This window comes from Micromonospora sp. NPDC047670, from assembly GCF_043204915.1.
In the GTDB taxonomy this organism is placed as follows: Bacteria; Actinomycetota; Actinomycetes; order Mycobacteriales; family Micromonosporaceae; genus Micromonospora.
On sequence record NZ_JBIDDA010000001.1, the window covers coordinates 90,176 to 114,561 of the forward strand.

25 protein-coding genes, 1 pseudogene and 1 riboswitch are annotated in these 24,386 nt (G+C 75.6%); of the genes and pseudogenes, 10 read left to right on the forward strand and 16 right to left on the reverse strand.

Features of this window, described 5'->3' with window-relative positions:
* The first annotated feature begins 22 nt into the window (after positions 1–22).
* Complete coding sequence (locus tag ACGF7U_RS00425; RefSeq protein ID WP_393101927.1) at positions 23–1,489, forward strand: dihydrolipoyl dehydrogenase family protein; 1,467 nt, start codon at positions 23–25, stop codon at positions 1,487–1,489.
* Between the two features lie 40 nt (positions 1,490–1,529).
* On the opposite strand, the gene ACGF7U_RS00430 is transcribed toward ACGF7U_RS00425, so the two are convergent.
* Entirely contained in the window at positions 1,530–2,447 is a 918-nt protein-coding gene (locus ACGF7U_RS00430; protein WP_393101928.1) for a DMT family transporter, read from the reverse strand.
* 113 nt (positions 2,448–2,560) lie between these two features.
* A riboswitch (cobalamin riboswitch) is annotated at positions 2,561–2,761 on the forward strand.
* A gap of 35 nt (positions 2,762–2,796) precedes the next feature.
* Between ACGF7U_RS00430 and bluB the strand changes: the two genes are divergently transcribed.
* Both bluB and ACGF7U_RS00440 read left to right on the forward strand, forming a co-directional pair.
* The gene (gene bluB, locus ACGF7U_RS00435) at positions 2,797–3,426 is read left to right on the forward strand and encodes a 5,6-dimethylbenzimidazole synthase (protein WP_393101929.1); all 630 of its coding nucleotides are present in this window, start codon (positions 2,797–2,799) and stop codon (positions 3,424–3,426) included.
* Between the two features lie 277 nt (positions 3,427–3,703).
* Positions 3,704–4,543: a Rieske 2Fe-2S domain-containing protein gene (locus tag ACGF7U_RS00440; protein ID WP_393101930.1), complete on the forward strand. Its 840-nt coding sequence runs from the start codon at positions 3,704–3,706 to the stop codon at positions 4,541–4,543.
* Between the two features lie 374 nt (positions 4,544–4,917).
* Here ACGF7U_RS00440 and ACGF7U_RS00445 read toward each other — a convergent pair.
* The 12 genes and pseudogenes from ACGF7U_RS00445 to ACGF7U_RS00500 form a co-directional block, all read right to left on the reverse strand.
* Positions 4,918–5,997 (reverse strand): annotated as a pseudogene (locus tag ACGF7U_RS00445) (LysM peptidoglycan-binding domain-containing protein); the annotation flags it as partial.
* A gap of 14 nt (positions 5,998–6,011) precedes the next feature.
* Entirely contained in the window at positions 6,012–6,452 is a 441-nt protein-coding gene (locus tag ACGF7U_RS00450) for a pilus assembly protein TadG-related protein (RefSeq protein ID WP_393101931.1), read from the reverse strand.
* Positions 6,449–6,928: a TadE/TadG family type IV pilus assembly protein gene (locus ACGF7U_RS00455; protein ID WP_393101932.1), complete on the reverse strand. Its 480-nt coding sequence runs from the start codon at positions 6,926–6,928 to the stop codon at positions 6,449–6,451. Before ACGF7U_RS00455 ends, ACGF7U_RS00450 begins: the two co-directional genes overlap by 4 nt.
* Positions 6,913–7,437: a TadE family protein gene (locus ACGF7U_RS00460; protein ID WP_393101933.1), complete on the reverse strand. Its 525-nt coding sequence runs from the start codon at positions 7,435–7,437 to the stop codon at positions 6,913–6,915. Before ACGF7U_RS00460 ends, ACGF7U_RS00455 begins: the two co-directional genes overlap by 16 nt.
* Positions 7,438–7,446: 9 nt before the next feature.
* A complete protein-coding gene (locus ACGF7U_RS00465) occupies positions 7,447–7,650 on the reverse strand; it encodes a hypothetical protein (protein WP_393101934.1) in 204 nt (67 codons plus the stop codon).
* Positions 7,651–7,676: 26 nt separating this feature from the next.
* On the reverse strand, positions 7,677–8,546 hold the full coding sequence (locus ACGF7U_RS00470) for a type II secretion system F family protein (protein ID WP_393102871.1): 870 nt from the start codon (positions 8,544–8,546) through the stop codon (positions 7,677–7,679).
* 94 nt (positions 8,547–8,640) lie between these two features.
* Complete coding sequence (locus tag ACGF7U_RS00475) at positions 8,641–9,540, reverse strand: type II secretion system F family protein (RefSeq protein ID WP_393101935.1); 900 nt, start codon at positions 9,538–9,540, stop codon at positions 8,641–8,643.
* Positions 9,541–9,547: 7 nt separating this feature from the next.
* Complete coding sequence (locus tag ACGF7U_RS00480) at positions 9,548–11,107, reverse strand: CpaF family protein (protein ID WP_393101936.1); 1,560 nt, start codon at positions 11,105–11,107, stop codon at positions 9,548–9,550.
* The gene (locus ACGF7U_RS00485) at positions 11,097–11,897 is read right to left on the reverse strand and encodes a ParA family protein (RefSeq protein ID WP_393101937.1); all 801 of its coding nucleotides are present in this window, start codon (positions 11,895–11,897) and stop codon (positions 11,097–11,099) included. The genes ACGF7U_RS00480 and ACGF7U_RS00485 overlap by 11 nt, the downstream gene beginning before the upstream one ends.
* 2 nt (positions 11,898–11,899) lie before the next feature.
* Entirely contained in the window at positions 11,900–12,559 is a 660-nt protein-coding gene (locus ACGF7U_RS00490; protein ID WP_393101938.1) for an SAF domain-containing protein, read from the reverse strand.
* Positions 12,556–13,563, reverse strand: a complete 1,008-nt coding sequence (locus tag ACGF7U_RS00495; protein WP_393101939.1) for a hypothetical protein — start codon at positions 13,561–13,563, stop codon at positions 12,556–12,558. Before ACGF7U_RS00495 ends, ACGF7U_RS00490 begins: the two co-directional genes overlap by 4 nt.
* Positions 13,557–14,123 (reverse strand): hypothetical protein, encoded by a 567-nt coding sequence (locus ACGF7U_RS00500; RefSeq protein ID WP_393101940.1) that lies wholly within the window; start codon positions 14,121–14,123, stop codon positions 13,557–13,559. Before ACGF7U_RS00500 ends, ACGF7U_RS00495 begins: the two co-directional genes overlap by 7 nt.
* Before the next feature lie 608 nt (positions 14,124–14,731).
* Here ACGF7U_RS00500 and ACGF7U_RS00505 point away from each other — a divergent pair.
* A complete protein-coding gene (locus tag ACGF7U_RS00505) occupies positions 14,732–15,487 on the forward strand; it encodes a prepilin peptidase (RefSeq protein ID WP_393102873.1) in 756 nt (251 codons plus the stop codon).
* 200 nt (positions 15,488–15,687) lie between these two features.
* On the opposite strand, the gene ACGF7U_RS00510 is transcribed toward ACGF7U_RS00505, so the two are convergent.
* Positions 15,688–16,317 (reverse strand): phosphatase PAP2 family protein, encoded by a 630-nt coding sequence (locus ACGF7U_RS00510; RefSeq protein ID WP_393101941.1) that lies wholly within the window; start codon positions 16,315–16,317, stop codon positions 15,688–15,690.
* A gap of 170 nt (positions 16,318–16,487) precedes the next feature.
* Between ACGF7U_RS00510 and ACGF7U_RS00515 the strand changes: the two genes are divergently transcribed.
* Complete coding sequence (locus tag ACGF7U_RS00515) at positions 16,488–18,893, forward strand: glycoside hydrolase family 65 protein (protein WP_393101942.1); 2,406 nt, start codon at positions 16,488–16,490, stop codon at positions 18,891–18,893.
* Positions 18,894–18,945: 52 nt separating this feature from the next.
* A complete protein-coding gene (locus ACGF7U_RS00520) occupies positions 18,946–19,437 on the forward strand; it encodes a GNAT family N-acetyltransferase (protein WP_393101943.1) in 492 nt (163 codons plus the stop codon).
* Here ACGF7U_RS00520 and ACGF7U_RS00525 read toward each other — a convergent pair.
* Positions 19,381–19,887, reverse strand: coding sequence for a hypothetical protein (locus tag ACGF7U_RS00525; protein WP_393101944.1), 507 nt, complete (start codon positions 19,885–19,887; stop codon positions 19,381–19,383). The two genes, ACGF7U_RS00520 and ACGF7U_RS00525, sit on opposite strands and share 57 nt — an antisense overlap.
* A gap of 339 nt (positions 19,888–20,226) precedes the next feature.
* Between ACGF7U_RS00525 and ACGF7U_RS00530 the strand changes: the two genes are divergently transcribed.
* Together ACGF7U_RS00530 and ACGF7U_RS00535 are read left to right on the forward strand one after the other, a co-directional pair.
* Positions 20,227–20,544 carry an NIPSNAP family protein gene (locus ACGF7U_RS00530; protein WP_393101945.1) on the forward strand — a complete coding sequence of 106 codons (318 nt, stop codon included), beginning with the start codon at positions 20,227–20,229 and terminating at the stop codon, positions 20,542–20,544.
* 34 nt (positions 20,545–20,578) lie between these two features.
* Positions 20,579–21,613, forward strand: a complete 1,035-nt coding sequence (locus ACGF7U_RS00535; protein WP_393101946.1) for a questin oxidase family protein — start codon at positions 20,579–20,581, stop codon at positions 21,611–21,613.
* A gap of 66 nt (positions 21,614–21,679) precedes the next feature.
* On the opposite strand, the gene ACGF7U_RS00540 is transcribed toward ACGF7U_RS00535, so the two are convergent.
* Positions 21,680–22,357: a M23 family metallopeptidase gene (locus tag ACGF7U_RS00540; protein ID WP_393101947.1), complete on the reverse strand. Its 678-nt coding sequence runs from the start codon at positions 22,355–22,357 to the stop codon at positions 21,680–21,682.
* A 419-nt stretch (positions 22,358–22,776) separates the two neighbouring features.
* Between ACGF7U_RS00540 and ACGF7U_RS00545 the strand changes: the two genes are divergently transcribed.
* Both ACGF7U_RS00545 and ACGF7U_RS00550 read left to right on the forward strand, forming a co-directional pair.
* On the forward strand, positions 22,777–23,931 hold the full coding sequence (locus ACGF7U_RS00545; RefSeq protein WP_393101948.1) for a Cmx/CmrA family chloramphenicol efflux MFS transporter: 1,155 nt from the start codon (positions 22,777–22,779) through the stop codon (positions 23,929–23,931).
* Between the two features lie 154 nt (positions 23,932–24,085).
* A complete protein-coding gene (locus tag ACGF7U_RS00550) occupies positions 24,086–24,355 on the forward strand; it encodes a cupin domain-containing protein (protein ID WP_393102875.1) in 270 nt (89 codons plus the stop codon).
* The last annotated feature ends 31 nt before the right edge of the window (positions 24,356–24,386 follow it).

Genomic DNA, 24,386 nt, shown 5'->3' on the forward strand with positions numbered 1-24,386 from the left:
GGCGGTGCGCAATGCTGGCGGGATGGCGGAGCCGGAAGTGGTGGACGTGGTCGTGGTCGGGCTCGGGGTCGGCGGCGAGGAGGTGGCCGGCCGGCTCGCGGAGGCCGGGCTGACCGTCGTCGGCGTCGAGCGCGACCTGGTCGGCGGGGAGTGCCCCTACTGGGGCTGCATCCCGAGCAAGATGATGATCAGGGCGGCCAACGCGATCGCCGAGGCGCGCCGGATCGACGGGCTCGCCGGCGCCGCCGAGGTCCGGCCCGACTGGGCGCCGGTGGCGAAGCGGATCCGCGAGGAGGCCACCGACACCTGGGACGACACGGTCGCGGTGGAACGCTTCACCGGCAAGGGCGGCCGGTTCGTCCGGGGCAGCGCCCGCCTCGACGGCCCCGGCCGGGTCCGGGTCGGCGAGCGGGTGTTCCAGGCCCGGCACGGGATCGTGCTGGGCACCGGCACCAAGCCGTCCGTGCCGCCGGTCGACGGGCTGGCCGACACGCCGTACTGGACCAACCGCCAGGCGATCGAGGTCGAGGAGCTGCCGGAGTCGCTGCTGGTGCTGGGCGGCGGCGCGATCGGTCTGGAGCTGGCCCAGGTCTTCGCCCGGTTCGGGGTCCGGGTCACCGTCGTCGAGGCGGCGGACCGGGTGCTCGCCGTCGAGGAGCCCGAGGCGTCCGAGGTGGCCGCCGCCGCGCTGCGCGCCGACGGCGTCCAGATCCACACCGGGGTGCGGGCGGAGCGGGTCGGCCACGACGGGCGCGGCTTCACCCTGCGCGGGGCCGGCGGGGCGCGGTTCACCGCCGAGCGGCTGCTGGTGGTGACCGGCCGCCGGGCCCACCTGGACGAGCTGGGCCTGGACACCGTCGGGGTGGACGCCGGGCAGCGTTACCTGGTTGTCGACGACCGGCTGCACGTCACGGAGGGGATCTGGGCGGTCGGCGACGTCACCGGCGAGGGGGCGTTCACCCACGTCGCGATGTACCAGGCGGGAATCGTCGTCGCCGACGTGCTCGACCACGTCGCGCGCGCCGACGGCGGGCCGGACGCCAGCGGGACCGCCCGCGTGACGGGCGGCGCGGTCGGCGCGTCGGGCGCCGCCGGGGCGGACGGTTCCGCCGGCGCGGTGCCGCGCGCCGACTACCGCGCGCTGCCCCGGGTCACCTTCACCGACCCCGAGGTCGGCGCGGTCGGCCTCACCGAACGGCAGGCCCGCGAGCGGGGGATCAACGTGCAGGTCGGCCTCTCCGAGCTGCCGTCGTCGGCGCGGGGCTGGATCCACAAGAGCGGCAACGAGGGCTTCGTCAAGCTGGTCGCCGACGCCGACCGGGGCGTACTGGTCGGCGCGACGTCGGTCGGCCCGGCCGGCGGCGAGGTGCTCTCCGGGCTGGCGGTGGCGGTGCACGCGGCCGTGCCGCTCGGCCGGCTCCGGCAGATGATCTACGCGTACCCGACGTTCCACCGGGCGATCGAGGACGCCCTGCGCAACCTCCGCTAGGCGGCCGGGCGCGGATCCCGCCGCCGTCGGCCCAAGGGGATCAGCGTGTCTCTGCCGGTCGGGGGCGGACCAGGGTCGCGCCCAGCGCGGCGCCGACCACGCAGGCCACCCCGACCGCCTGCGGCCAGGCCAGCACCTCGCCCAGCAGGACCAGCCCGACCAGCGCGCCGATCGCCGGCTCCAGGCTGAGCAGGATCGCGAAGACCCGGGCCGGCATCCGGCGCAGCGCGGCCAACTCCGCCGAGTACGGCAGCACCGACGACAGCAGCGCCACCGCGACGCCCAGCGCGAGGGTCCACGGGTCGAGCAGCGCCGTGCCGCTGCCGGCGACCCCGAACGGCAGTACGGCCAGTGCGGCGACGGCCATCCCCAGCGCGAGACCCCGGCTGCCCGGCACGCGGGCGCTGACCGCCTTGCCGAGCAGCACGTACCCGGCCCAGCCGACCGCGATGGCGACGCAGAGCAGCAGCCCCACCCGGTCCAGCCCGGTCCCGCCGAGCCCGCTGATCAGCAGCACCCCGCCGCCGGCCAGGACCGCCCACGCCACGTCGGCGGGGCGGCGGCTGCCGGCGAGCGACACCAGCAACGGCCCCGCGAAGCCGATGGTGACCGCGACGCCGAGCGGCACCCGGTGCAGGGCCGCGTAGAAGGCGAGGTTCATCAGCGCCAGGGTGAGCCCGAACGCCCCGACCAGGCCGGCGGTGCGCCAGCCCAGCCGCAGCCCGGGCCGGGCGACGAGCAGCAGGATCAGCGCGGCGAAGCCGAGCCGCAGCGTGGTCGTACCGCCGGCGCTGGTGCTGCCGAAGAGCTGCTTGGCGACGGCCGCCCCGACCTGGGTGGAGAGCATGCCCAGCAGCATCAGCAGGGGCGGCGGCACGGCCCGGGGCCGGCCGAGGGCGACGGTCAGCCGGGCCGCCGGGTGGCCGGCCGGCAGCGGGCGGGAGGCGAGTGCGTACACCCGGACCACGGTGCTCGCGGACGGCGCGCCGCGCGACCGGATTTCCACGCCCGCCCCGGCGACGCCGGGCACCCGCCCGTCGGCGGTGCGCCGCCGATCCCGCTACCATGCCGGGCGGCACGATCATGTGAGGTGCCCCGCGCGAGCGGGGAGAATCGGGAAGCCGGTGCGAATCCGGCACGGGCCCGCCGCGGTGACCGGGGAGCCACCGTCCACGCGCGAGAGCGCAGCCACTGGCCCGGACGGGCCGGGAAGGCGGACGGCCAGGCGTCGATCCGGGAGTCCGAAGACCGGCCTCGCGTCAGGTGCCCACGCCCGGAGCGTGGGCCGAGCGCAGCGGGAGCCTGCCTTGGATCTGTACGACGTCATCCACCGCCGCCGGGACGTACGCGCCCAGTTCACCGGGGCGCCGGTGCCCGAGGAGACGCTGCACCGCGTGCTGGCGGCGGCGCACGCGGCGCCGAGCGTCGGCTACTCCCAGCCCTGGGACTTCATCGTCGTGCGGGACCCGGAGCTGCGGCGCCGGTTCCACGAGCACGTCCACACCGAGCGGGAGACCTTCGCCGCCACGCTGGAGGGGGAGGCGGCCGAGCGGTTCGCCCGCATCAAGATCGACGGGGTGCTGGAGTCCACCCTGTCGGTGGTGGTCACCTACGACCCGGCCCGGGGCGGCCCCGCCGTGCTCGGCCGGCACGCCATCGCCGACACGGGGCTCTACTCGGCCTGCCTCGCCATCCAGAACCTCTGGCTGGCCGCGACCGCCGAAGGGCTCGGCGTCGGTTGGGTGTCGTTCTACCGCGAGCCGTGGCTGGCGGACCTGCTCGGCATCCCCGACGGCGTACGGCCGGTGGCGTGGCTCTGCGTCGGCCCGGTCACCCACTTCGAGCGCGTGCCCGACCTGGCCCGGCACGGCTGGCGGCAGAAGCGCCCGCTGGCCGAGGCGATCCACCACGACCGCTGGACGCCCCCGGGCCCCTGACCCAACCACCGGCGGACCCGGCTGGCGGACCCGGCCGGCGCGGACGCAGGCGGCCGGCGGCGCAACTTCCCGGAAAGAGTCGCCTCCCGGCGTGCCGAGGCCACTCTTTCCGGGAAGTTGCGCCTCTCGGCTCTGCCGGGCGCCGACCTCACCGCCTCGGGGGCGGCGCGTCCGGTTGTGGGCCGGCAGGGGCCTCGTCACGTACCGCTGCGGATCCGTCACCGGCGACCGGTTTGCGGCCGCTCCTGCCGGGAAGTCGGTACGGGTGCGAGCACTGATGACGAAGATCGAGCAGGCCTCCGGGCTGGACCGGATCGGCGACCGGTTGCAGCGCGCCGTCCAGGCCACCCTCCGTCCGCAGCGGGTCCGTGACCTGCTGCACGGCGTCTGGCTGGGGCACCCGTTGCACCCCGCGATGGTGCAGGTGCCGGTCGGCGCGTGGATCAGCACCGCGGTGCTGGACCTGATGCCGGGGCAGCGCAGGGCCGCCACCACGCTCTGCGCGGTGGGCACCGTCAGCGCGCTGCCGGCGGCGGTCGCCGGGCTCAACGACTGGGCGGCGCTCGCCCGCGACCAGCGCCGGATCGGCCTGGTGCACGCCGCCTCCAACAGCGTGGGCCTGGCGTTCTACGCCGGCTCGGTCGCCGCCCGGATGTCCGGCCGGCACAACCTCGGCCGTACGCTGGGTTTCCTCGGGCTCAGCGCCGCGAGCATGGGGGCTTACCTCGGCGGACACCTGGCGTACAAGCAGGGCGCGCAGGTCAACCAGAGCATCTCCGAACTGCACCGGATGAGCGACGGCTGGCACTCGATCGCCGACATGGCCACTCTGCCGCAGCGGAAGCTGATCACCCGGGAGGTCGACGACGTCTCGGTGATCCTCTACCGACACGGCGACGACGTGACCGTGATGCTGGAGCGGTGCCCGCACCAGAGCGGCCCGCTCGGCGAGGGCGAGGTGCGGGAGGTCGACGGGCACGAGTGCGTGGTCTGCCCCTGGCACGGCAGCACGTTCCGGCTCAACGGCGGCGAGGTCGTGCACGGGCCGTCCGGCAACGACCAGCAGGTCCTGCCCACCCGCATCGTCAACGGCATGCTGGAGACCCGCCTCCCCTGACCGCCCCCGCCGCACCCTCCCGCCTGCCGTCGTTGTCGTCCTGATCGGCGTGCCCCGCAGCAACGTCCTGGCCGGAGCGCGAGTCCCGGCGTGGGTCAGGGGCGGCGGTGGCGGCCGACGGGGCCTTCCCGGGTGGCGTCGGCGTGCGCCCGCGCCTGGGCACCGACCACCGGTCCGGCGTGCCGGTTCCCGCTCGCGCCGCCGTGCCCGCTCGCGCCGTGCTGGCCGCTTGCGCCGCCGTGCCCGCTTGCGCCGCCGTGCCCGCTCGCGCCGTGCTGGCCGCTTGCGCCGCCGTGCCCGCTTGCGCCGCCGTGGCCGCTTGCCCCGCGGTGGCTGCTCGCGCCGCCGCCGGCACCTGAGCGGCGTGCCGTGCTGGTGCCGGCCGGTACGGGGGCGGGGCGGCGGCGCAGGCCCAGGACCGCGCCGATCTGCGCGCCGACGATGCTCGCCACCGCCAGGACGGCGGAGACCGCGAGCGGCCGGTTCACCCGGTCGGGCTCGCCGGGCCGGGCCGCCCCGACGGTCACCGTCGGACCGTCGTCGCCGGGCGCGTCCGCCGGCGGCGCGGGGGCCTCCGCCGGCGGGGGTGACGTCGGCCGCTCCGGCGCGGCCTGTTCCGGCGCGGCCTGTTCCGGCGCGGGCCGGGGGGCCGGGGCGGTTGGTGCGGGGCGGGCGACGAGGTGGCCGGTGGCGTGCCGGCGGGCACCCCGGTCCTCGGCCTCCTGCGGGAGCCTCAGCAACTGGCCCGGGTGGATCCGGTCCGGGTCGGCGAGCCGGTTCAGCGCGGCCAGCTCGCGGTAGTCGCCGAAGTCGTCCAGGTAGCGCTGGGCGACGGTGCCCAGGTGGTCGCCCCGGGCGACCCGGTAGACCGCCGGGTCTTCGTCCGGGTCCGCCGGAACAGGCTGGACCGCCGGGGCGGCGCGGGTCACCGGGCCGGCCCGGCCCGCGACCGGCTGGACGGTCGGGGCGGCGGAGTCCGGCCAGGCGGCCCGGGGCGTGACCGCCGCCGCGGTCGCCGTGGTCGGCGCCGGCGGGGCGTACGGGCCGGCGACCGCAGTGGCCGCGCTCGCCGCCGGGCTGGCCGCGACGATCAGCGCGACCGACCCGACGAGCGCGGCGGCCGCCCGCTGCTGGCGGCTCATGCCGGGCAGCCGGGGCGCCGGCCGGCGCAGCGCCTGCGCGCAGAGTTCCACCAGCACCGAGAGGGCGAAGGTGGCCCAGCCGAACCACCCGGCCAGCGCCAGGGCGCGCAGGAACAGCCGCCCGTCGTCGCGGCTGGTCAGGGTCGCGCCGATCTCCGCGACGGTGGGCAGGTGGTCGGGCAGCGGGTTGCCGGCGAGGGCGAGCAGCGCCACCGGCGCGCCGGCCAGCACCGCGCAGAGCACGACGAGCGCGCCGAACCCGGTCAGGATGCGTCCGGTCCGCCGTACGGCGGAACGCCCCGATGCGGCCATGGCTGCCTTCCTTCCTACGGTGCCCCGGTGAGCGGCCGCGCGGTCGCCTCGCCGGAGACGGTGACGGTCTCGTCGAAGCCGAACAGGCCGAGCATGGATCGGTGGTGCGTGACGGTGACCCGTACCCGGACCCGGGTCTCCCCGTCGACCACCGGGAAGCTGACGGCGTGGCCGGTGACGCCGGCCGCGGCGAGGTAGGCGGCGACGGCCCGGCGGGCCTGCGGGCGGTCGATCCGCGTCGGCCCGCCCTCGATGGCGGTGGCCCGGTCGATGGCCTGGCCACCGGCGCGGGCGGCCTCGGCCGCGAGGTTGCCGGCCCGCTGCAACGTGCGCAGTTGGCCCGCGCCGTCGAAGGCCATGCCGATGACGGCGAGGACCCCCACCATCGCCACCGCGAGGAAGACGCTCACCCGCCCGTCGTCCCGTCCGCCGGGCCGGCCGTGACGGGCGGTCATCCCCGACTCCGGTAGCGGTCCAGCGGCGAGGTGAAGCTCGCCGACACCCGCCTGCCGGCCGGCATCCCCGGCAGGGCCGACAGGCGCAGGTCCTGGTAGGAGACCGTGCAGGCGATCCGGACGGTGACCGAGGCGTCCTGCCCGGCCGGGCTGCGGAACGCCGCGTCGAAGCTGGTGGCGCGACCACGTACCGCGCCGCTGAAGGTCACCTGCGGAGCGCCGACGCAGTCCAGGCCGCGCCAGTCGAGCTGCCGGCGGGCCGCGTCCCGGGCCTCCGCCCGGGCCGTGCGGGCGTCCCGGGAGATCGAGGCGGCGCGGGCCGCGTCGTGGGCGGCGGCGTCGATCGCCTCGGCCGCCACGGCGGTACGCCCGGCGACGCCGGCCAGCACGATCAGCGCGATGAAGGCCGGGGCGAGCACCGCCACCTCGATCGAGACCGAGCCCCGCTCGGCGGTACGGCTCACGGCGTCGTCCACCGTTCCACCGTCCCGTGCGCGGTCTGCCGCACCGGGAAGTCGACCCCGGGTACGACCGACAGGGAGCGGCCGTGCACCGTGCAGGTCACCTCGGTGGCGCTGGTCTGGCAGCTCGGGGCGGGGTCGTCCCAGTCGACGAGCCAGCCGCCCGCGGCGCGCAGGAAGGTGGTGGCCCGGGCCTCGCCGGCGCCGGGCGGCGCCTGGTGCAGCCGCTGGGCGTTGACCGCGCTCTGCGCCGCGTTCAGGGCGGTGGACCGGGCGACGAACCAGGCGGCGGTCTGGATCGAGGCGAAGAGCAGCAGCAGGATCGCCGGCATCGCCACCGCCAGCTCGACGGGGTTGGCGCCCCGGTCGGCCCCGCCGGCCGCGAGGCGCCGGGCGACGGCCGGGACGGGACGCCAGCCGCCGGGACCGGCCCCGGCGGGGACGGGGCGGCGCTCGGCGGCCAGGGCGGGACGCCGGGCGGCGGTGGCCACCCGGCGTCCCGGTACGGAGTCTGCTCGGCGCACGGCCCGGCGTTACTTCGGGTCCTGGTGGGTCGGGATGTTGTCCATCCAGTCGTTGGCCGCGCCGAGGGCGGCGGCGGTGACCGCCATCGCGACGGCGACCAGGCCGAAGATGATCACGGCGGTGGGCACGGGGCTGTCGCCCCGGTCGCCGTCGCGGCGCAGCTCGGCCAGCCGCGCCGCCAGCGCGACGTGCAGGTAGGTGATGACGGACATGACGTGCTCCTTCTCTCGGGGTCGGATCACAGGCGGGCGATGAACGGATAGACGGCGAAGCCGAGCAGGACGAAGACGAGCAGCGCCCCGGGGATGTCGAGCCGGCTGGTCACCCCCTCGGCACGGGCCAGGTTGTCGGTGCGGATCTGGTCGCGCAGCGAGTCGGCCCGGCTGCGCAGGGTCTCGTGCACCTGCGCGCCCTCGCTGCCCGAGGCGCGCATGATGGCTCCGACGTCGCCCAGCTCCGGGATGCCGATGCGCTCGGCCAGGTCGCGCAGCTCGTCCCAGGGCGAGTGCATCTGCATCTGGGCGATCCGCAGGGCCTCCGAGATGCGGTCGAAGACCCAGCCGTCGCAGACCGCGGCCGCCCGCTCCAGGGACTGCACCGGCCCGTGGGCGGCGGAGAGCTGCAACGCGACCAGATCGAGGTAGGTGCAGACGGCCTGGCGGAACTCGTCGCGGGCCTTGTCCGCCCGGTCGAGCACGGCCCGGTGCGCGGCCAGGGCGCAGAGCAGCGCCAGCCCGAGGCTGCCGAGCACCGGCACGACCACCGGCAGCCGGACCCCGACGGCGAACAGGGTGGCGCCGAGCAGCGTCGGCGCGGCGAGCCCGATCAGCGCGGAGAGCAGCATCGACAGGGCGTACTGCTCGGGGCTCCGGTCGATCAGGGCGAGCTGCCGGTGCGGTGGCCGCAGCCAGCGGGACAGCCCGGTGAGCCACTCCAGCCGCCGGTCGGCGGGGGTGGTGAGCTGCCCGCCGCCCGGCGGTTGGTGCAGCCGGCGCAGCGCGGGCCCGAGCGCCGGGGTGGCCGGCACCAGCTCGCGGACCACCAGGAAGGCGCCCAGCCCGACGGTCGCCCCGCCGCTGACGGCGAGCGCGAGCTGCCAGTTGAGGATCACGGGACCGGCCTCCCGTTCCCGACGTCGGCCGGGGCGCGCCGGGCCGGCGCCGGCACGTGGACCGCGGCGCCCGCGCGTTGCCCGTACGTGGTCACGCCAGCACCTCCTGCGGGTCGGGGGCGGGCAGGAAGCGGGCCGGCCGGCGCGGCTGGCTCATGGACCGCACCCAGGCCAGCAGGCCGACGAACGCCGCGCCGAGGGCCGCCATCACGAGCTGGCCGAAGGGCGTGCCGTAGGGGCTGACGTACTCGGTGTTGAGCAGCCCGTACGCGACGGTGGCCAGGGTCATCCCGGTGAGGAAGCGGACCGCGAACCGGGGCTGGGTGCGCTTCGCCTCGATCTCCCGGCGGGTGGCGACCTCGGCCGCCGCCGCCTGCGCGATCGAGCCGAGCACGTCGCCGAGGCGTTCGCCCCGGTCGGTGACGTGCAGGATCAGCGCCGCCACCACCTGGTCGCAGACCGGGTCGCCGATCTCGTCGGCGAAGGCGAGCAGCGCGGAGCGGGCCAGCCAGCCGGCGTGGAGGCGGGCGGCGAGCAGCCGTACCTCCTCCTGGATCTCCTCCGGGGCGGTGGCGACCGTACCGATGATCGTCTGCTGGAGTCCCTGGCCGGTGGCGGAGACGTCCTTGAGCCGGCGGGTCCACTCGCCGACCGCCTCGATGCGGGCGATGGCGCGTTGCTCGGCCTTGCCGACGGAGAACAGCCACGGCGTGCCGGGGACCGCGACCGCGACCAGCAGGCCGACCACCGGCAGGCCGGTGACCAGGAAGGCCAGCGCGCCGGCCACCAGGGCGCCGACCAGCAGGGCCTGGTAGGCCCGCTGCTCGCGCGGGGTGGCGCCGGAGCCCTTCCACAGGCGGTCCAGCCCCCGGCCCGCGCCGGGCCGGCCGGGCGGCCGGCGGGTGCCGACCAGCGCGACGACCGCCAGCAGCAGCCCGGCCACGCAGGCGGCCCCGGAGACCACCGCGACGAGTTCGACGTTGTCCGGCATCTCCGGGTCACCGCCGTCCGAGCCGGGTCTGCCGGGGCCGCCGCCAGGCGCCCGTGCCGGCCTCGATCCACCGGCTGAGCAGCCGGGCGTCGTAGCCGACCCGGAGGAGTTGCGCGCGGATCCGCTCGGGCAGGTGCCGGGGCACCGCCCGGCCGTCCGGCCCGGGACCGAACACCTGCGTGGTGGTGATCCGGTTGCCGTCGCCGACCCCGATGACCTCCTCGACGTGCGAGACGAAGCGGTGCTTGCGCCCGCCGATCGCGGTCTCGTCCTCGACGGTGACGTAGACGATCAGGTCGAGCGCGTTGCCGGCCATCCGGCGGGCCTGGTCGACGGTCATCTCCCGGCCGTGCGCCAGCGCCAGCTCGATGATCCGCTCGCTCACCCCGGCGGGCGTACGCGCGTGGATGGTGCACATCGAGCCGCGGCTGGTGGTCATCGCCTGGAGCATCGGGACGATCTCCCGCGACCGGACCTCGCCGACGATGATCCGCAGCACGCCCATCCGCAGCGAGACGGGGATCAGGTCGGCGATGCTCACCTCGCCGGCCGGGCGGCCGTCCGGCCCGCGCTCCCCGTGCCCCTCGCGGGCCTCGAAGCTCATCACCGCCCGGTGCTTGAGCCGTCGGCGGGCGGGCAGCAGCTCCCGGCTCTCCTCCAGCAGCACGTACGGCTCGTCGGCCGGGATCTCGTCCATCAGCGCCCGGATGACCGTGGTCTTCCCGGCCCCGGCGAGCCCGGCCACCATGATGTTCAGCCCGGCGCGCATCGAGGCGCGCAGGAAGTCGCGCACCAGCGGGTCGATCATCTCGTCCAGGTCGCCCCGGCCCCCGGCGAGATCGTCGAGGCTGACGTCCAGCGTGTTGTGCTTGCGGATCACCGCGTACGGGCGGTGGCTGACCAGGAACACCGCGGCCAACCGGCTGCCGTCGGGCAGTTGCAGGTCGAGGGTGGGCTTGGAGGTCGACAGCGACCGCTCGGTGGCCCCGGCCCGGCGGGCCGCCGCCTGGAGGATCTCCACCAGCTCGTCGTCGCTGTCGGCGATGGGCTCGGCCCAGTCGACGCCGCCGCCGTGCCGGGTGACGCGCACCTGGTCGCAGCCGAGGATGTGCACCTCCTCGATGGTGTCGTCGACCAGCAGCGTCTGGAGGCGGCCCAGCCCGGCCAGTTCGGCGGTGACCTGGTCGAGCAGGAGCCGCTCCTCGCCGGCGGCCATCGGGGTGCCGGACCGGCGCACCGCGTCGGCGTACTCGGCCACCACCGCCACCGCCAGCCGGGCCCGCTCGGTGTCCTCCTCGTCGACGGTGAACTCCCGGCCGCGCTGCCACCGGGTGAGCCGTTCGCTGAGTTCGCGGCGCAGCTCGCGGACCACCTGGAAGTCGATCCGGTGGCGGGGCGGCGGCTCCGGCGGGGGCGCGGCCACCGGCGCCGGCAGCGCGAGGGGATGGTGGTGCCGCCCATTGGGCGGGGGCAGCGGCGGGGCGGTGGAGGTGGCACCGGGTGGCGCGGTGGAGGTGGCGCCGGGCGGCTGCCGGCGCGGGTCGGCGGAGACCGGCTCAAACCGCATCCGGCACCCCCTGCGACACGGGCCAGGCCAGCCGGGCGCGCCGCCGCTCCAGCAGCGCCCCGACCGGCACCTCCAGGGCCCCGGCCGCGCGCATCAGCGGCCGACCGGCCCGCACGGTGCCGCCCAGGCTGAGCACGTCGGCCGTACGCGGGTCGTGCGGGAGCCGGGCGGCGACCGGCAGCCGCAGGGCCTTGCTCACCTCGCCGCTGCCGTGGCCGTCGCCCACCAACAGCAGCCGCAGGCTGCCCGGCGGCACCCGGTGCTCGGCGAAGTCCCGCTCGATCGCCCGGATCATGGCCCGGGCGCCGGACAGGTCGGGCAGCCGGGCGCGGCTGACCAGCAGCACCACCGAGGCGGCGCGCAGGATCGGCCAGGGTGGGCCGACGACGTGCAGCCGCCCGCAGTCGACGAGCACGTCGTACGGCGGGTCGCCGCGCTCCAGGCTGCCGAAGAAGTCGGCGAACCGCTGCCAGAGCGGGGCGACGCTGCCGGCCTGCGCCGGGTCCACGACGCCGGGCAGCAGCAGTCGCTCCCGCTTCGGCGCGTCCAGGTCGACCAACTGCGACCAGAACGCCGTCTCGAGGTTGCCGTCGCGCAGCTCGCCGACCGCCAGCTCGCCGATACCCCGGGGGCCGTCGAGCGCGCCGCCCAGGTAGCCGGCGAGGACGGACCCGCCGGCCGGGTCGCACTCGGCGAGCACCAGCCGTCGGTGCCAGGTGAGGGCGCAGGCCAGGGCGGAGGTGGTCACGCCCGGGGAGCCCTTCGCCGACACCAGCGCGATGATCGCCATGGTCAGGCCGCCTCGGTCAGCACGACGGCGATGCGCTCCTGCGCGGACAGCGCCACCACGGCCGGCACGTCCCGCACGGCGAGCGCCAGGTAGACCACCACCTCGTCGTCGTTGTCGGACGTCGCGGTGTCGATGACCGTCGCCTCGAACCGGGTGGCGGCGCCCGCCGGGCGGTCGTCGTCGCCGTCCGGGCGGCTGACCAGCAGAACCCTGTCGCCGGGGTGCAGCTTGCGGGCGGGCACCTCGGCGGGCCCGAGACCCAGCGCGAGCTGCTGCTGGCCGGGGCCGAGCAGCGGGTCGTCGGTGAGCTGGGCCATGGTCAGCAGCGTCCCGGGGGTCAGCGACACGGCGGCCCGCTTGCCGACCACCTCGTCGAGTCGGCCGACGGGCACCGGGGACAGCCCCTGGCCGCCGGCCACCTGCACCGGGACCAGGTCGTCGGCGCTGATCTGCCGGCCGACCTCGACCGGTCGGGCCACGGCGAGGTAGCTGCCGGTGGCGCGTACCGAGGTGACCGCGAACGCCGCGCCGAGGCCGCCGAGGGCGATCAGCAGCACGGCCAGGCCGAGCAGCCCGGGCCGCATGCGGCGCTGCCGTACCACCTTCGGCGGGGCGACCGGCGCGTCCACCGGTCCGGTTCCGTCACGGGTCGCCACGCTCACTCGGACACCACCTGTAGTTCGTTGATCCGGACCGGGACCGTGCCCGTCGTCCGGGTGAGGGGAATGACGCCGCTCTCGCCGCCGCCGCGCCAGGTCACCGTCCAGTACGTCGTGGCCCGCACCCGGTAGTCGCCGGCCTTCGGGTAGCCGCTGTCGTAGCCGCAGTCGGGGGAGGGGCGGCCGGCGTACCGGCCACCGGCCTCGTACGGGGTGCCGGCGCCGGAGCAGGTGACCGTGCGGCCGTTGCCCATGTCCCAGACGATCCGGTCGAACGTCGCCGTGATCTCCACGGTCAGGCCCCGGTCGGTCTCCGACGCCTCCTGGGTCGGCCCGAAGTACTTGGGATCGTCGTTCCTGCCCCACATCCAGACCGGCAGCCCGACCAGGCCGGGCCCCTTGCTGCGGCGGGGGGCGACCGCGATCCGGGGCGCCGCGATGGTGATCTTGGCGAGGGCCCGGCGGGCGAGTTCCTCCGGGTCGGGCGGCGCGCCGAACCCGGGCGGCGGGGCGTCGAGCAGGACCTCGGTCTGGGCGCCGAGGTCGCCGCCGTTGCAGGTGCGCGTGTACCACTGCTTGCCCTCGGGGGCCTCCTTCTGTGGCTCCGAGAGCTTGTAGTAGCAGCCGTCGCCGTTGTTGAACCAGCCGAGCACGTCGTGGTAGCACTTGACGGTCCGGCCGTTCCACTGGCACTTTCCGCCACCTCCGCCGGTGCCCCCACCGCCGGGGTCGCCACCTCCGCCGGTGTCCCCGCCACCGCCCGGGGTGCCGGGATCGTCGTCCCAGACGCTGCAGTCGCTCTGCCCGGGCGGGCACTCCGCGCCGGGGTCCGCGCGCCCGGCGGCGAGCGCGGGCACGGCCGCCCCGAGCGCCAGCAGCAGGGCCAGCCCGGCGCCGGCGAGCGCCCGGCGGGTCGCCCCGGCCCGCGCGCCGGCGGTACGCGGACGGGTCGCCCCGGCCGCGGTCGACGCGAGGGCCGGGGCGTCCCTTCCTCCCCAGGTCAGCACGGCAGGTCCTCGTGGGCGGCGCCGGCGCTGATCAGCCAGCGGCCGTCCGGGTAGCGGGTGGCGGTCGCGGTGGCCAGGTGCCGGGTCCCGCCGGTGCCGGGGACGACCCGCTTGCTCCGGGCGTAGACGAGGCGGTAGCCGGTCGCGTCCAGGCAGTCCTGGATCTCCACGGTGGGCGGGCTCGAATCCAGGCTGACCGACGTCACGGTGGGGTCGGAGACCAACGTGCCGGTACGCATCGCGCCGTGCTCCTTCGCCTCGTGGATGGAGAGCCGGACCCGGGTCAGCAGCGGGTCGGCGAGGAACCGCGCCAGGTCCGGATGGTGGGGGTCGCTGCGCCCGCTCGCCGTGCGGGAGGCGGCGAGATACCCGGCGTACGCGGCCAGGGCCGCCTGCCTGGCCGCCCGCTCGTCGGCCGCGGAGTGGGTCGGGGTCGGCGTGCCGGCGGCGGGGGCCGTCCGGGCGGTCGTCGCCGGGTCGGCGCCGCAGGCCGTGGCCGCGCCGACCGCCGCGACGGTGAGCAGGCTGGTCGCCCGTCGGCCGAGTTGCCGTCCGCGCACGTGGTGCCTCCTCTGGCTGTCCGGTGACCGGCGCGCCGGCCTCCGGGCATGCGGCGACGCGGCCGAATGGGGTCATCCGGACCTGTCGGGAAGCGTCGCTGCATTCGCCGTTATAGATCTCTACAAATGCAAATCCTGGATCGTCCTGTCGCTTTGTCGCGGGGTTGCACAGTGCCCAAGGGGCGAGCATAGGCTGACGTTCGCCGATGCAACAGGGGCAATTCTGGTCGACACGGTGAGTGATGACAGGTGGTGGCACGGGTGGTGGCGGACGGCGGGGCGGGGCCGGATGGCCGGGCTGTGGCCGGCGGCCGAGGGAGTCGACGCGGTGGGAGTTCGCCGGACGGGCGAGTTGCCGCAGTGGCCGGCGGGACGTGTCCCGGACGTGGCGTCTGGTCCGATCCGTCCCCCATGTCGATGGCCCGCCATTGCATTCACATGGGATTCCCGCTTATGCGTCCACGCCATTTCCGCGCGCATTTCCGCGACTTCGACAGCAGGGGCGCAGGCCGATCCGCCCGTTACCGACCGGCGGCGGTGGCGTCACCCTCCGTGTCGTGTCCCGGCGTCCGATCGGAGGGGCTGCCGTGGCGCTGACCGAACCGCCGGTGGTGGCGGAGCCGACCGGGCGGCCCCTCGGCTCCCGCGCCGCGCGGACGCTGGCCGTCCTCGCCGTCGCTCCGGTGCTCCGCCTCGCCGTGCTCCGGCACGCCGTACCGCCGGGGGTGGCCATCCGGACCGGGTGCGACGCCTGCGGCACCCAGATCGGGCTGGCCTGGCCGTGGCCGGCGCTGGGCCCGGCGGCCCGGTGCGGGCGCTGCGACGCGCGGGTCGGCCCGCCGCCCGGCACTGTCGAACTCGTCCTGGCGGCGGCGGTCGGGGTGCTGCTGCTGGCGGGGCCGCCCGCCGCCGTGCTGGCCGCCACCGCCTGGTGGCTGGGCTGGGCGATCCCCCTGACCTTCGTCGACGCGGCCGTGCACCGGCTGCCGGACCGGCTCACCGGGCCCGCAGCGGCCGGGACGTGGCTGCTGCTCGGCGTGGCCGCGCTGGCCGGCGCCGGTCCGGCACCCTGGCTGCGGGCCACCGCGGCCGGCTTCGCGCTGGCGCTCTTCTTCGCCGCCACCACGCTGCTGCTCGGAGCGCGCGGGTTCGGCCTCGGCGACGCCAAGTTGGCGCTCGGTGTCGGCGCGCTGCTGGGCTGGTACGGCTGGGCCGTCCTGGTCGCCGGCCTGTCGCTCGCGCTGCTGCTCTCCGGGGTGGCCGGCGTCGCGCTCCTGGCGGCCCGCCGCGTCGCCTGGCGCAGCCACCTCCCCTTCGGTCCCTTCCTCGTCCTGGGCGCCCTGGCCGCCCTCCTCCTCACCTGACCCTCCCACTGCCGCGATAGTGCACTTGTGGCCCCGGAGATGCGTGCTTCGTGCGCCTCGCCGGGGCAGAAACTGCAAGATCGCGGGAGAGGGAGAGGGAGAGGGAGAGGGAGAGGGAGAGGGAGAGGGAGAGGGGGAGGGTGAGGGAGAGGGAGAGGGAGAGGGAGAGGGGGAGGGTGAGGGAGAGGGAGGGGGAGGGGTCAGCGGCGGGGGGTGGGGGTGGGGACGGGGCGTTCGGCGTGGCGGGCGCGGCGCTGGAGCAGCCCGGCGGCGGGGCGGGCGAGCAGCGGCGTGAGCAGTGCGGTGACCAAGGCGCCGAGCAGGACGCCGGCGACCACGTCGTGCGGGTAGTGCACGCCGACGAAGGTGCGGGAGAACGCGGCGAGCGCCGCCACCGGCAACGCCACCCAGCCGACCCGGCGGGACAGCAGCAGCGTCGCCACCGCCAGCCCGCCCGCGATCGTGGAGTGGTTGCTGGGGAAGGACCAGTCGCCCGTCGGTGGACACTCGCTCGCGACGATGGCGAGCTCGGTGGCGACCGCCCGGCAGGGGCGCTCCTGGTCCACCACCGTCTTCAACGCCTCGCTGCACCCGTACGCGAGCACCACCGCCACCGGCGTCACCAGGGCGTACGCCCGGTCGCGCGGCCCACCTCCGAGCCGGGACACGGCCGCGACCAGCCACAGTGCGCCGAGCAGCAGGATCGCGCCCTCGGTGAAGTGCCCGGCGAACCACTGCACCGGTTGCGGGGTGTCGGCGGCGAAGTCGACGATGTCCTGGTACCACTCGACGCTGATCTCCGGAACATCCGGCACGTCCGCATCAACCATGATTCACCTCACCGATCGTTCATACCGCGTTTAGCGGCCAGACAACCCTGGAACATCTGCAAGTCGGACGCAGTGTGCGTTGGTCAGGTGGCAGCCCTGACTTTCGTCTCAGCGACCTCTCAGCCCGGTCTGCCACGGTTGACCCCGGTACGTCGACTCCTGGAGGCGTTGTGCACGACACCCCCACCGCCGATCGACCGCCGGCCGTGCGCGGGACGGGGGACGACGAGGTCTGGCGGATCCGGCGTACGGAGGCGGACTTCGACCGGCTCGCCGAGACCGAGTCGATCTTCGCGTTGGGCAACGGGTGGGTGGGCTGGCGCGGCAACCTCGACGAGGGCACGCCGTACGGGATGCCCGGCAGCTACCTCAACGGCTTCCACGAGCGGCGGGAGCTGAGCTACCCCGAGGACGGGTACGCCTTCCCGCAGCTCAGCGACACGGTGATCAGCGCGCCGAACGCCGCCCTGATCCGACTCTGGGTCGACGGCGAGCCGCTGGACGTGCGCACCGGCACCCTGCGTGTCCACGAGCGGGTGCTCGACCTGCGCGCCGGGGTGGTCGAGCGGCACACCGAGTGGGTCTCCCCGGCCGGGCGCGGCGTACGCGTCCGCAGCACCCGGCTGGTCTCGCTGCCCCGGCGCCCGGTGGCCGCCGTCCGGTGGAGCGTCGAGCCGCTGGACGGGACGGTCGAGGTGCGGGTCTGCGCCGACCTGCTCGCCAACGAGCGGGTACCGGAGCGCTCCGACGACCCCCGCGCCGCGTCGGTGATCACCGATCCGCTGACCGCCGAGTACCGCCACTCGAACGGGCACGACGGCGTCCTCGTGCACCGCACCGGGCGCAGCGGGCAGCGGGTCGCCGTCGCCGTCGCGCACGAGGTGCGGGCCCCGGAGGGCTTCGCCACCGGCGTCGACTGCGCGCCCGACCGGCTGCGCCTCACCCTGACGGGGACGCTGCGCGCCGGCGAGCGGGTGCGGCTGACCAAGTTCGCCGCGTACGAGTGCGCGCCGGTGGACGCGACGCCGCCGCAGGAACTGGCCGGCCTGGTGGTCGATGCGGCCGGGGCGGCCCGCGCGGCGGGCTTCGACGCGTTGCTCGCCGCCCAGCGCGCGGCGCTGGACGACGCCTGGCAGGCGGCCGACGTGCTGCTCGACGGCGACGTCGAACTCCAGCAGGCCATCCGGTTCGCGTTGTTCCACCTCATCCAGGCGGGGCGACCGGACGGCGACCGGACCATCCCGGCCAAGGGCCTGACCGGCAACGGCTACGACGGGCACGTCCTCTGGGACACCGAGGGCTACGTGCTGCCGGTGCTGACCTACCTCGCCCCGCGGGTGGCCCGCTCGGCGCTGCGCTGGCGGCACGCCCACCTGCCCGAGGCCCGCGAACGCGCGGCGGAGCTGCGGCTGGCCGGGGCGAGCTTCCCGTGGCGCACCATCGGCGGCCGGGAGTGCTCCGGCTACTGGCCGGCCGGCACCGCCGGGTTGCACGTCAACGCCGACATCGCCGACGCGGTGCTGCGCTACGTCGCCGCCACCGGCGACGAGGAGTTCCTCGCCGAGACCGGGCTGGAGCTGCTGGTGGAGACGGCCCGGCTGTGGCACGGCTTCGGCCACTGGTCCGACACCGGCACCTTCCACCTGCACGGGGTGACCGGCCCGGACGAGTACTCCGCCCTCGTCGACGACAACGTCTTCACGAACCTGATGGCCCGGCGCAACCTGCGCGGCGCCGCCGACGCCGCCGAGCGGCACCCCGAGGCGGCGGCCCGGCTCGGCGTGGACCCGGCCGAGGTGGCCGGCTGGCGGGCCGCCGCCGACGCGGTCCTCGTCCCGTACGACCGCAAGCGCGGGGTGCACCAGCAGGCGGCCGGCTTCACCGAGCAGCCGGAGTGGGACTTCGCGAACACCTCCGACGACGACTACCCGCTGCTGCTGCACTTCCCCTACCTGGAGCTCTACCGCCGGCAGGTGGTCAAGCAGGCCGACCTGGTGCTCGCGATGCAGCGCTGCCCGGGGGAGTTCACGGCCGACGAGAAGGCGCGCAACTTCGCCTACTACGAGGCCCGGACCGTCCGGGACTCGTCGCTGTCGGCCTCCCCGCAGGCGGTGCTCGCCGCCGAGGTCGGGCACCTCGACCTGGCGTACGACCTGTTCGCCGAGTCGGTGCTGCAGGACCTGGCGGACCTGGGCGACAAGACCGGCGACGGGCTGCACCTGGCGTCGCTGGCCGGGGCGTGGCTGGCGCTGGTGCAGGGCTTCGGCGGGATGCGCGACGACCGGGGCGTGCTCTCCTTCGACCCCCGGCTGCCGGCGGCGGTCGACCGGTTGGTGTTCCACCTGCGCTGGCACGGTCACCGGCTCCGGGTCGCCCTCACCCGCAACGAGGCCCGCTACGAGCTGCCCGACGCCGGCCCGGAGACCGGCATCGAGCTGTGGCACCACGGCGAGCCGCTGCGGGTCACCGGCGGCGAAGCGGTGGTCCGGCCGATGCCCGAGGTCCCCGACCCCGGCCCGGAGCCGCCCTCCCCGCCCGGCCGCCGCCCCACCCGCCGCTCCGCGGGCGAACGCTGACCGCACCGAAATCCGGGGGCGATCGCGGGCGCGCCCCGGCTAGGGTGGCGCGGTGCCCGACCTCCAGCGGCTCGCCGCCCACCACGCCGCGGCCCTGCTGCGCTTCGAACTCGACAACCGGGAGTGGTTCGCCCGGTCGGTGCCGGACCGGGGCGACGCGTACTTCGCCGACTTCGACGCGCGGCTCGCGGGGCTGGTCGCCGAGCAGGAGGCCGGCGTGTGCCACTTCCACGTCCTGGTCGACGGCGACGGCACGGTGCTGGGCCGGTTCAACCTGGTCGACGTCGCCGACGGCGAGGCCGAGCTGGGCTACCGGGTGGCCGAGCGGGCCGCCGGGCGCGGGGTGGCGACCGACGGCGTCCGCCGCGTCGTCGCGCTGGCCCGCCGGACGTACGGGCTGCGCCGGCTGACCGCCCGGACCACTCTGGACAACGCCGGCTCCCTCGCGGTGCTCCGGCGCACCGGCTTCACGCGGGTCGGCGAGGTGTCACTCGACGGGCGCCCCGGTCTGCGGTTCGCCCGCGAGCTGACGGCCGACGACTGACGCGCCGGACATCCGCTCCCGGACGGCCTCCAGCGCCTCGAAGGCGTACGCCCAGTTGTGGCACTTGAAGCTGCGCAGCCCCTCGATCGAAGTGCGGCAGTCGGAGCAGCGCACCCCGGCGATCGCGTCCGGGACCTCGGTGTTGACGTACTTGCGGTCGCCGAGGATGACCGTCGCGATCATCATCCGGTCGTGTACGCCGGAGAGCGCCGAGGAGACGATGTCGTACCAGTTGACCCGCCGGCCGCACTTCGGGCAGTCCGGCTCGTCGCCGCTGACCCACAGCGGGGCGCCGATGCTGCGCAGCGGCATGCCGAGCAACTTCTCGATCCGCCGTACGTCCGACTCGGGCGTCGTCCACCGGTGCGCGCCGGGCAGCGACGCGGGCGAGTCGTAGACGGCACGGAACAGGACCGGGTCGACCTCCACGGTTTCGCGCTGACGGGTCATCGGCGTGCCTCCTCACGGTCGGTGCCCCCACCGTCGCCGCAGGTGGGGGCAGGCTCAACCGGATCAACGACACGGCGGGCCCGACCGGATCAACGACACGGCGGGCCCGACCGGATCAGCGCGTGGACGCGGTTCGCCGAGAGCGGCGACCCAAACGGCGGACGCGACGGCGGGTCGCCGGGGGACGTCGGCGCCCGGCGTGCCGGGGTCAGCCCTCGTAGAGCGGGTGGTCCGTGGTGTTCGGCTCCGTGTCGTCGACACCGATCGCCCGCAGGTCGGCCGGGCTGAACGTCAGCTCACGGACGCTACCTCGTCCGCTGGACGGCGTAGCGTTGACGCATGATCACCTGTGTCGTCGACTACGTGATTGATCCCGGCAAGCTGGACGAGTTCGAGCGGTTCGCCCACCGCTGGATAAAGCTGGTGGCGCGGCACGGGGGGACCCACCACGGCTACTTCCTTCCCGCGGAAGGCGCCAGTGACCGCGCACTCGCCCTGTTCAGCTTCCCGAGCCTCGCCGCGTACGAGCAGTACCGGTCGCTGTTCGGCACCGACCCGGATTTCGTGGCGGCCGACCGCATCCGTGACGACAGCGGCTGCGTCCTGCGCTACGACCGCTCCTTCATGCGCCCCCTGCTGCCGCCGTCCCGCCCTTGACCTCAACCCAACTTGAGATTTTAGCCTCGTACGCATGACAGGCTCGATGCTCGACGAAGCGTACGAACGGGTGCGGAACACCGGCCCGGAGCGGAACGGTTGGCTGTCCAACCACGCGCCGATGGCGGTGGAGGCGTTGGCGCACCGCGGTCACGAACAGGCCGTCCACCGGTGGCTCGACTCCTACGCGGACCGGCTGGAGGAGCGGCCGCGCGGCATCCGGGCCATTCCCGCCGACGAGTGGCGTGACCCGCTCGGCGACCCGGTCCGCACCGGCGACTGGCTCGACTACTTCGACCGCGAGCTGGCCGGCGAACACTGGCGCGAGGTGCTCGTCCGTTGGTGGCCGCGTCTGCTCCCCGGCATCGCCGCGGGCGCCACCCACGGCGTGATCCGCGTCGGGCACGCCGTACGCGCGTTGCTCGACGAGGAGACCGGCCCGCGCGTCGCCGAGCTCGGTCAGGGGCTGGCCTACTGGGCCGCCCGGTGGCAACCCCTCGCCCCGCCCGGCACCGGGCCGTACCGGACGACCGACCCCCGGTCCGCGCTCGACGCGGTGCCCCGCGTGCCCGACCAGCGGTTCGGCATCCGCGCCCGCCTCGCCCAGCTGGCCGACCTGGCCGAGTGGCCGGCAGCGGCGGGTGCGGTGCCCGGCAGCGACACGGACGACGTGCCGGCCCGGCTCGCCGGCATCGTCGACGCCGCCGTCGTCCGACACGGCACGCACGGATACGCCAGCCCTGTCATGCTCGTGCACGCCGCCACCGCGCCGAACGCGGTCCTGCGGACGCTGCCCGCGCTGCCGGGAGCGCTCTGGGCGCCGAGTCTCGCCGCCGCCTGGGCGGCGACGGCCGCGGTGACCGCCGCCTACGCCCCCGCGGAGGGACGGCCCGCCCCGCGCGCCGGTTCCGCTCCCGACCCCGACGAGGTCATGCGCCGCGCCATGGACACCGGCGACGCCCACGCCATCAAGTTCGTCGACACCGCGATGGACACGTACGCCCGCAGCGGCAGCCCCGCGATCCTCGCCGTCGCCGCCGAGGCGACAGATCAGATCCTCGCCGACTGACCGTCGCCGCCGGGGGAACGCGAGCGGGTACGCCCGCGCGAGCCGCGGTCATGGGGGCCGGCCGCGTCACCGCCGTTCGACGACCTCCGACTCGTGGGGGATGCCCTGCTCGACCGCGACCGGCGGCCCGTCGGGCCGGCGCCACACTTGATAGTCCCGAAAGGACAGGGGAACGCCGCGCGCGGTGAACGGGTCCGCCGAATCCATGACCTGGATATGCAGGTGCGGCTGCGTGGAGTTGCCCGAGTTGCCGCAGGCCCCCAACTCCTGGCCGGCCGCGACCGGCTCGCCCTCGCCGACCCGGATCGAACCGGCGCGCAGGTGCGCGAGCACGACGTACCCGCCGCGATCGTCCAGTTCGAGGACGACGTGGTTGCCCGCGATGGCGCCCGCGCCCCCGCGAACCCGGGCCGCCTGGGTCAGGGCGTAGGGCACCCGCGCGAGCGGCGACCGCCGCGCCACGAGGTCCGGCTCGCCGTCGTGCACCGACACCACCCGGCCGGCGGCGGGCGCGAGGATGGGCTGACCGAACGCGAAGAACCGCTCCACCGGCTCCGTGGACAACAGCGCGCGCCAGTCCCGCGTGGTCGCCGTGCGCCGTCCCCGCACCGCGACGAAGTCCATGGCGTACGTCGTGGCGAACAGGTCGGTGCCGTGGCTCGGCACGCGCCGCGCCGGGCTGTTCCGCGCGAGCCACGTGCCGCGAAACGGCAGCGAGAGTACGACCGGTTCGGGTGTGGACATCGCGGGTCCTTCCGTGTCGCCTGCTCGTGGCGGGGCGCGAGCGCCAGGCGCGTTTCTCCGCGCGGTCGCGTGCCACGAGGCTCCCGCGCCGACCGGCCGGTGATCGGCCCGCCCACGTCGTGTCCCGCACCACCGACGACCCTGGCACAGGTGCGCAAGCTTGGCGGCCCGAGGAGTCGCGGGTACTGTGCCTCGGGTGAGCCCTGAGTCAGACAGAGTGGAGCCGCCGGTCGCTCGGCGGCGGGTTGTTCTCTGACCAGTGACCGATCGGTTCCCGATCGGGTCTCGCTCCCAGTGACCGGACACGTGTCCCGCGCGTCCGGCCCAGTTCCGTCTCTCGTCCCGGCTTCCCGGTTGACGTAGGTCGCTGCCCGGCGCGCGCTGCCTCTGCTCGCGTATCCCAGCGCTGGAGTCGACCCATGCCTCTGTTCGTCTACGTCCTCAGCCTTGCCGTTTTCGCGCAGGGAACCTCCGAGTTCATGCTGTCCGGTCTCGTGCCGGGCATCGCCCGCGACATGTCCGTGTCGGTGGGGGCCGCCGCGGGCCTGACCTCCGCGTACGCCGTCGGGATGATCGTCGGGGCGCCGGCCATGGCCGTGCTCAGCGCCCGATGGCCACGTCGTCGGGCGCTGGCGGGCTTCCTGGCCGCGTTCGTCGTCGTGCACGTGGTCGGCGCGGTCACCACGAGCTTCCCGGTGCTGTTCGGCACCCGCATCGTCGCCGCGATCGTCAACGCCGGCTTCCTCGCGGTCGCGATGTCCGCCGCGACCGCCCTGGCCGGCCCGGCCCGGCAGGCCAGAGCCACGGCGGTCATGCTGTCCGGGGTGACGCTGTCGTGCGTCGCCGGCGTGCCGGCGGGCGCGCTGCTCGGCGACCGCTTCGGCTGGCGGTCGGCGTTCTGGGCGGTCGCCGCGCTCTGCCTACCCGCACTGGCGCTCGTGTTCCGGTCGGCGCCCGCCGCCGCGGCCCGCCGCCGGGACGTGTCGATCAGGAAGGAAGCGCGCGAGGTGGGGTCGCGCCCCGTGCGGCTGGCGATGATCCTCGCGGCGCTGGTCAACGGGGCGACCTTCGCGACGTTCGCGTACCTCGCCGTCATCGCGACGGAGGTCACCCACCTGCCCGGCGGCGCGGTGCCCGGGCTGCTCGCCGCGTTCGGGGTGGGCGCGTTCGTCGGGGTCACGGCGGCCGGTCGGATCGGCGACGGACAGCTACGGCGGGGCCTGGTCCTCGCCGTGTGTGCCCTGTCTGCCGGATGGGCGGTGCTGGCCGCGACCAGCGCCCACACCGCCCCGTTGTTCGTCGTGACGATCCTCCAGGGCGGGCTGTCGTTCGGCATCGGCTCGATGCTCGTCAACCGCGTCATGGTGGTCGCCTCCCGCGCGCCGTCGCTGGGCGGGTCGTTCGCCACGGTCGCGCTGAACGCCGGCGCGTTTCTGGGACCGCTCCTCGCCGGCATCGCGACCGAGACGACGCACGACTACCGCCACGCCGCGTGGGTCAGCGCCGCGCTGGCGGCGGCGGCCGTCGTCATCGTCGCCGCCCGGACGCGAGCCGCCGTGGCGGCACCGAGGTGACGCGCCGCCCCGACCAACCGGGTGCGCGACGGCGTGCACCCGCATTCGCCGGTGCGCGAGTCACGCGCTTCTGCCCAACGGGCGAGCCCCGAATTGGATCTACCCGTCGCGCCGGTGCGGTCACTAACGTCGGACCTTCTCCGAATCGTTCTTCATCCTGGACGGCACCGTGTCGCTCTACGACGGCGACACCTGGCGCGACGCCACCGCGGGCGACTTCCTGTACGTGCCACCGGGCGGCATCCACGCCTTCCGCAACAACTCCGGGGCAGCCGCCTCGATGCTGGTGCTGTTCACGCCCGGCGCGCCGCGCGAGGCGTACTTCGAAGAGCTCGCCGACATCGTCGCCACCGGCCGGCAGCTCACCGAGGACGAGTGGACCGAGCTGTACGCCCGCCACGACCAGTACGAGGTGAAGATCTAGCACGGGCCGGGCGGCTCGCCGCCCGGCCCGC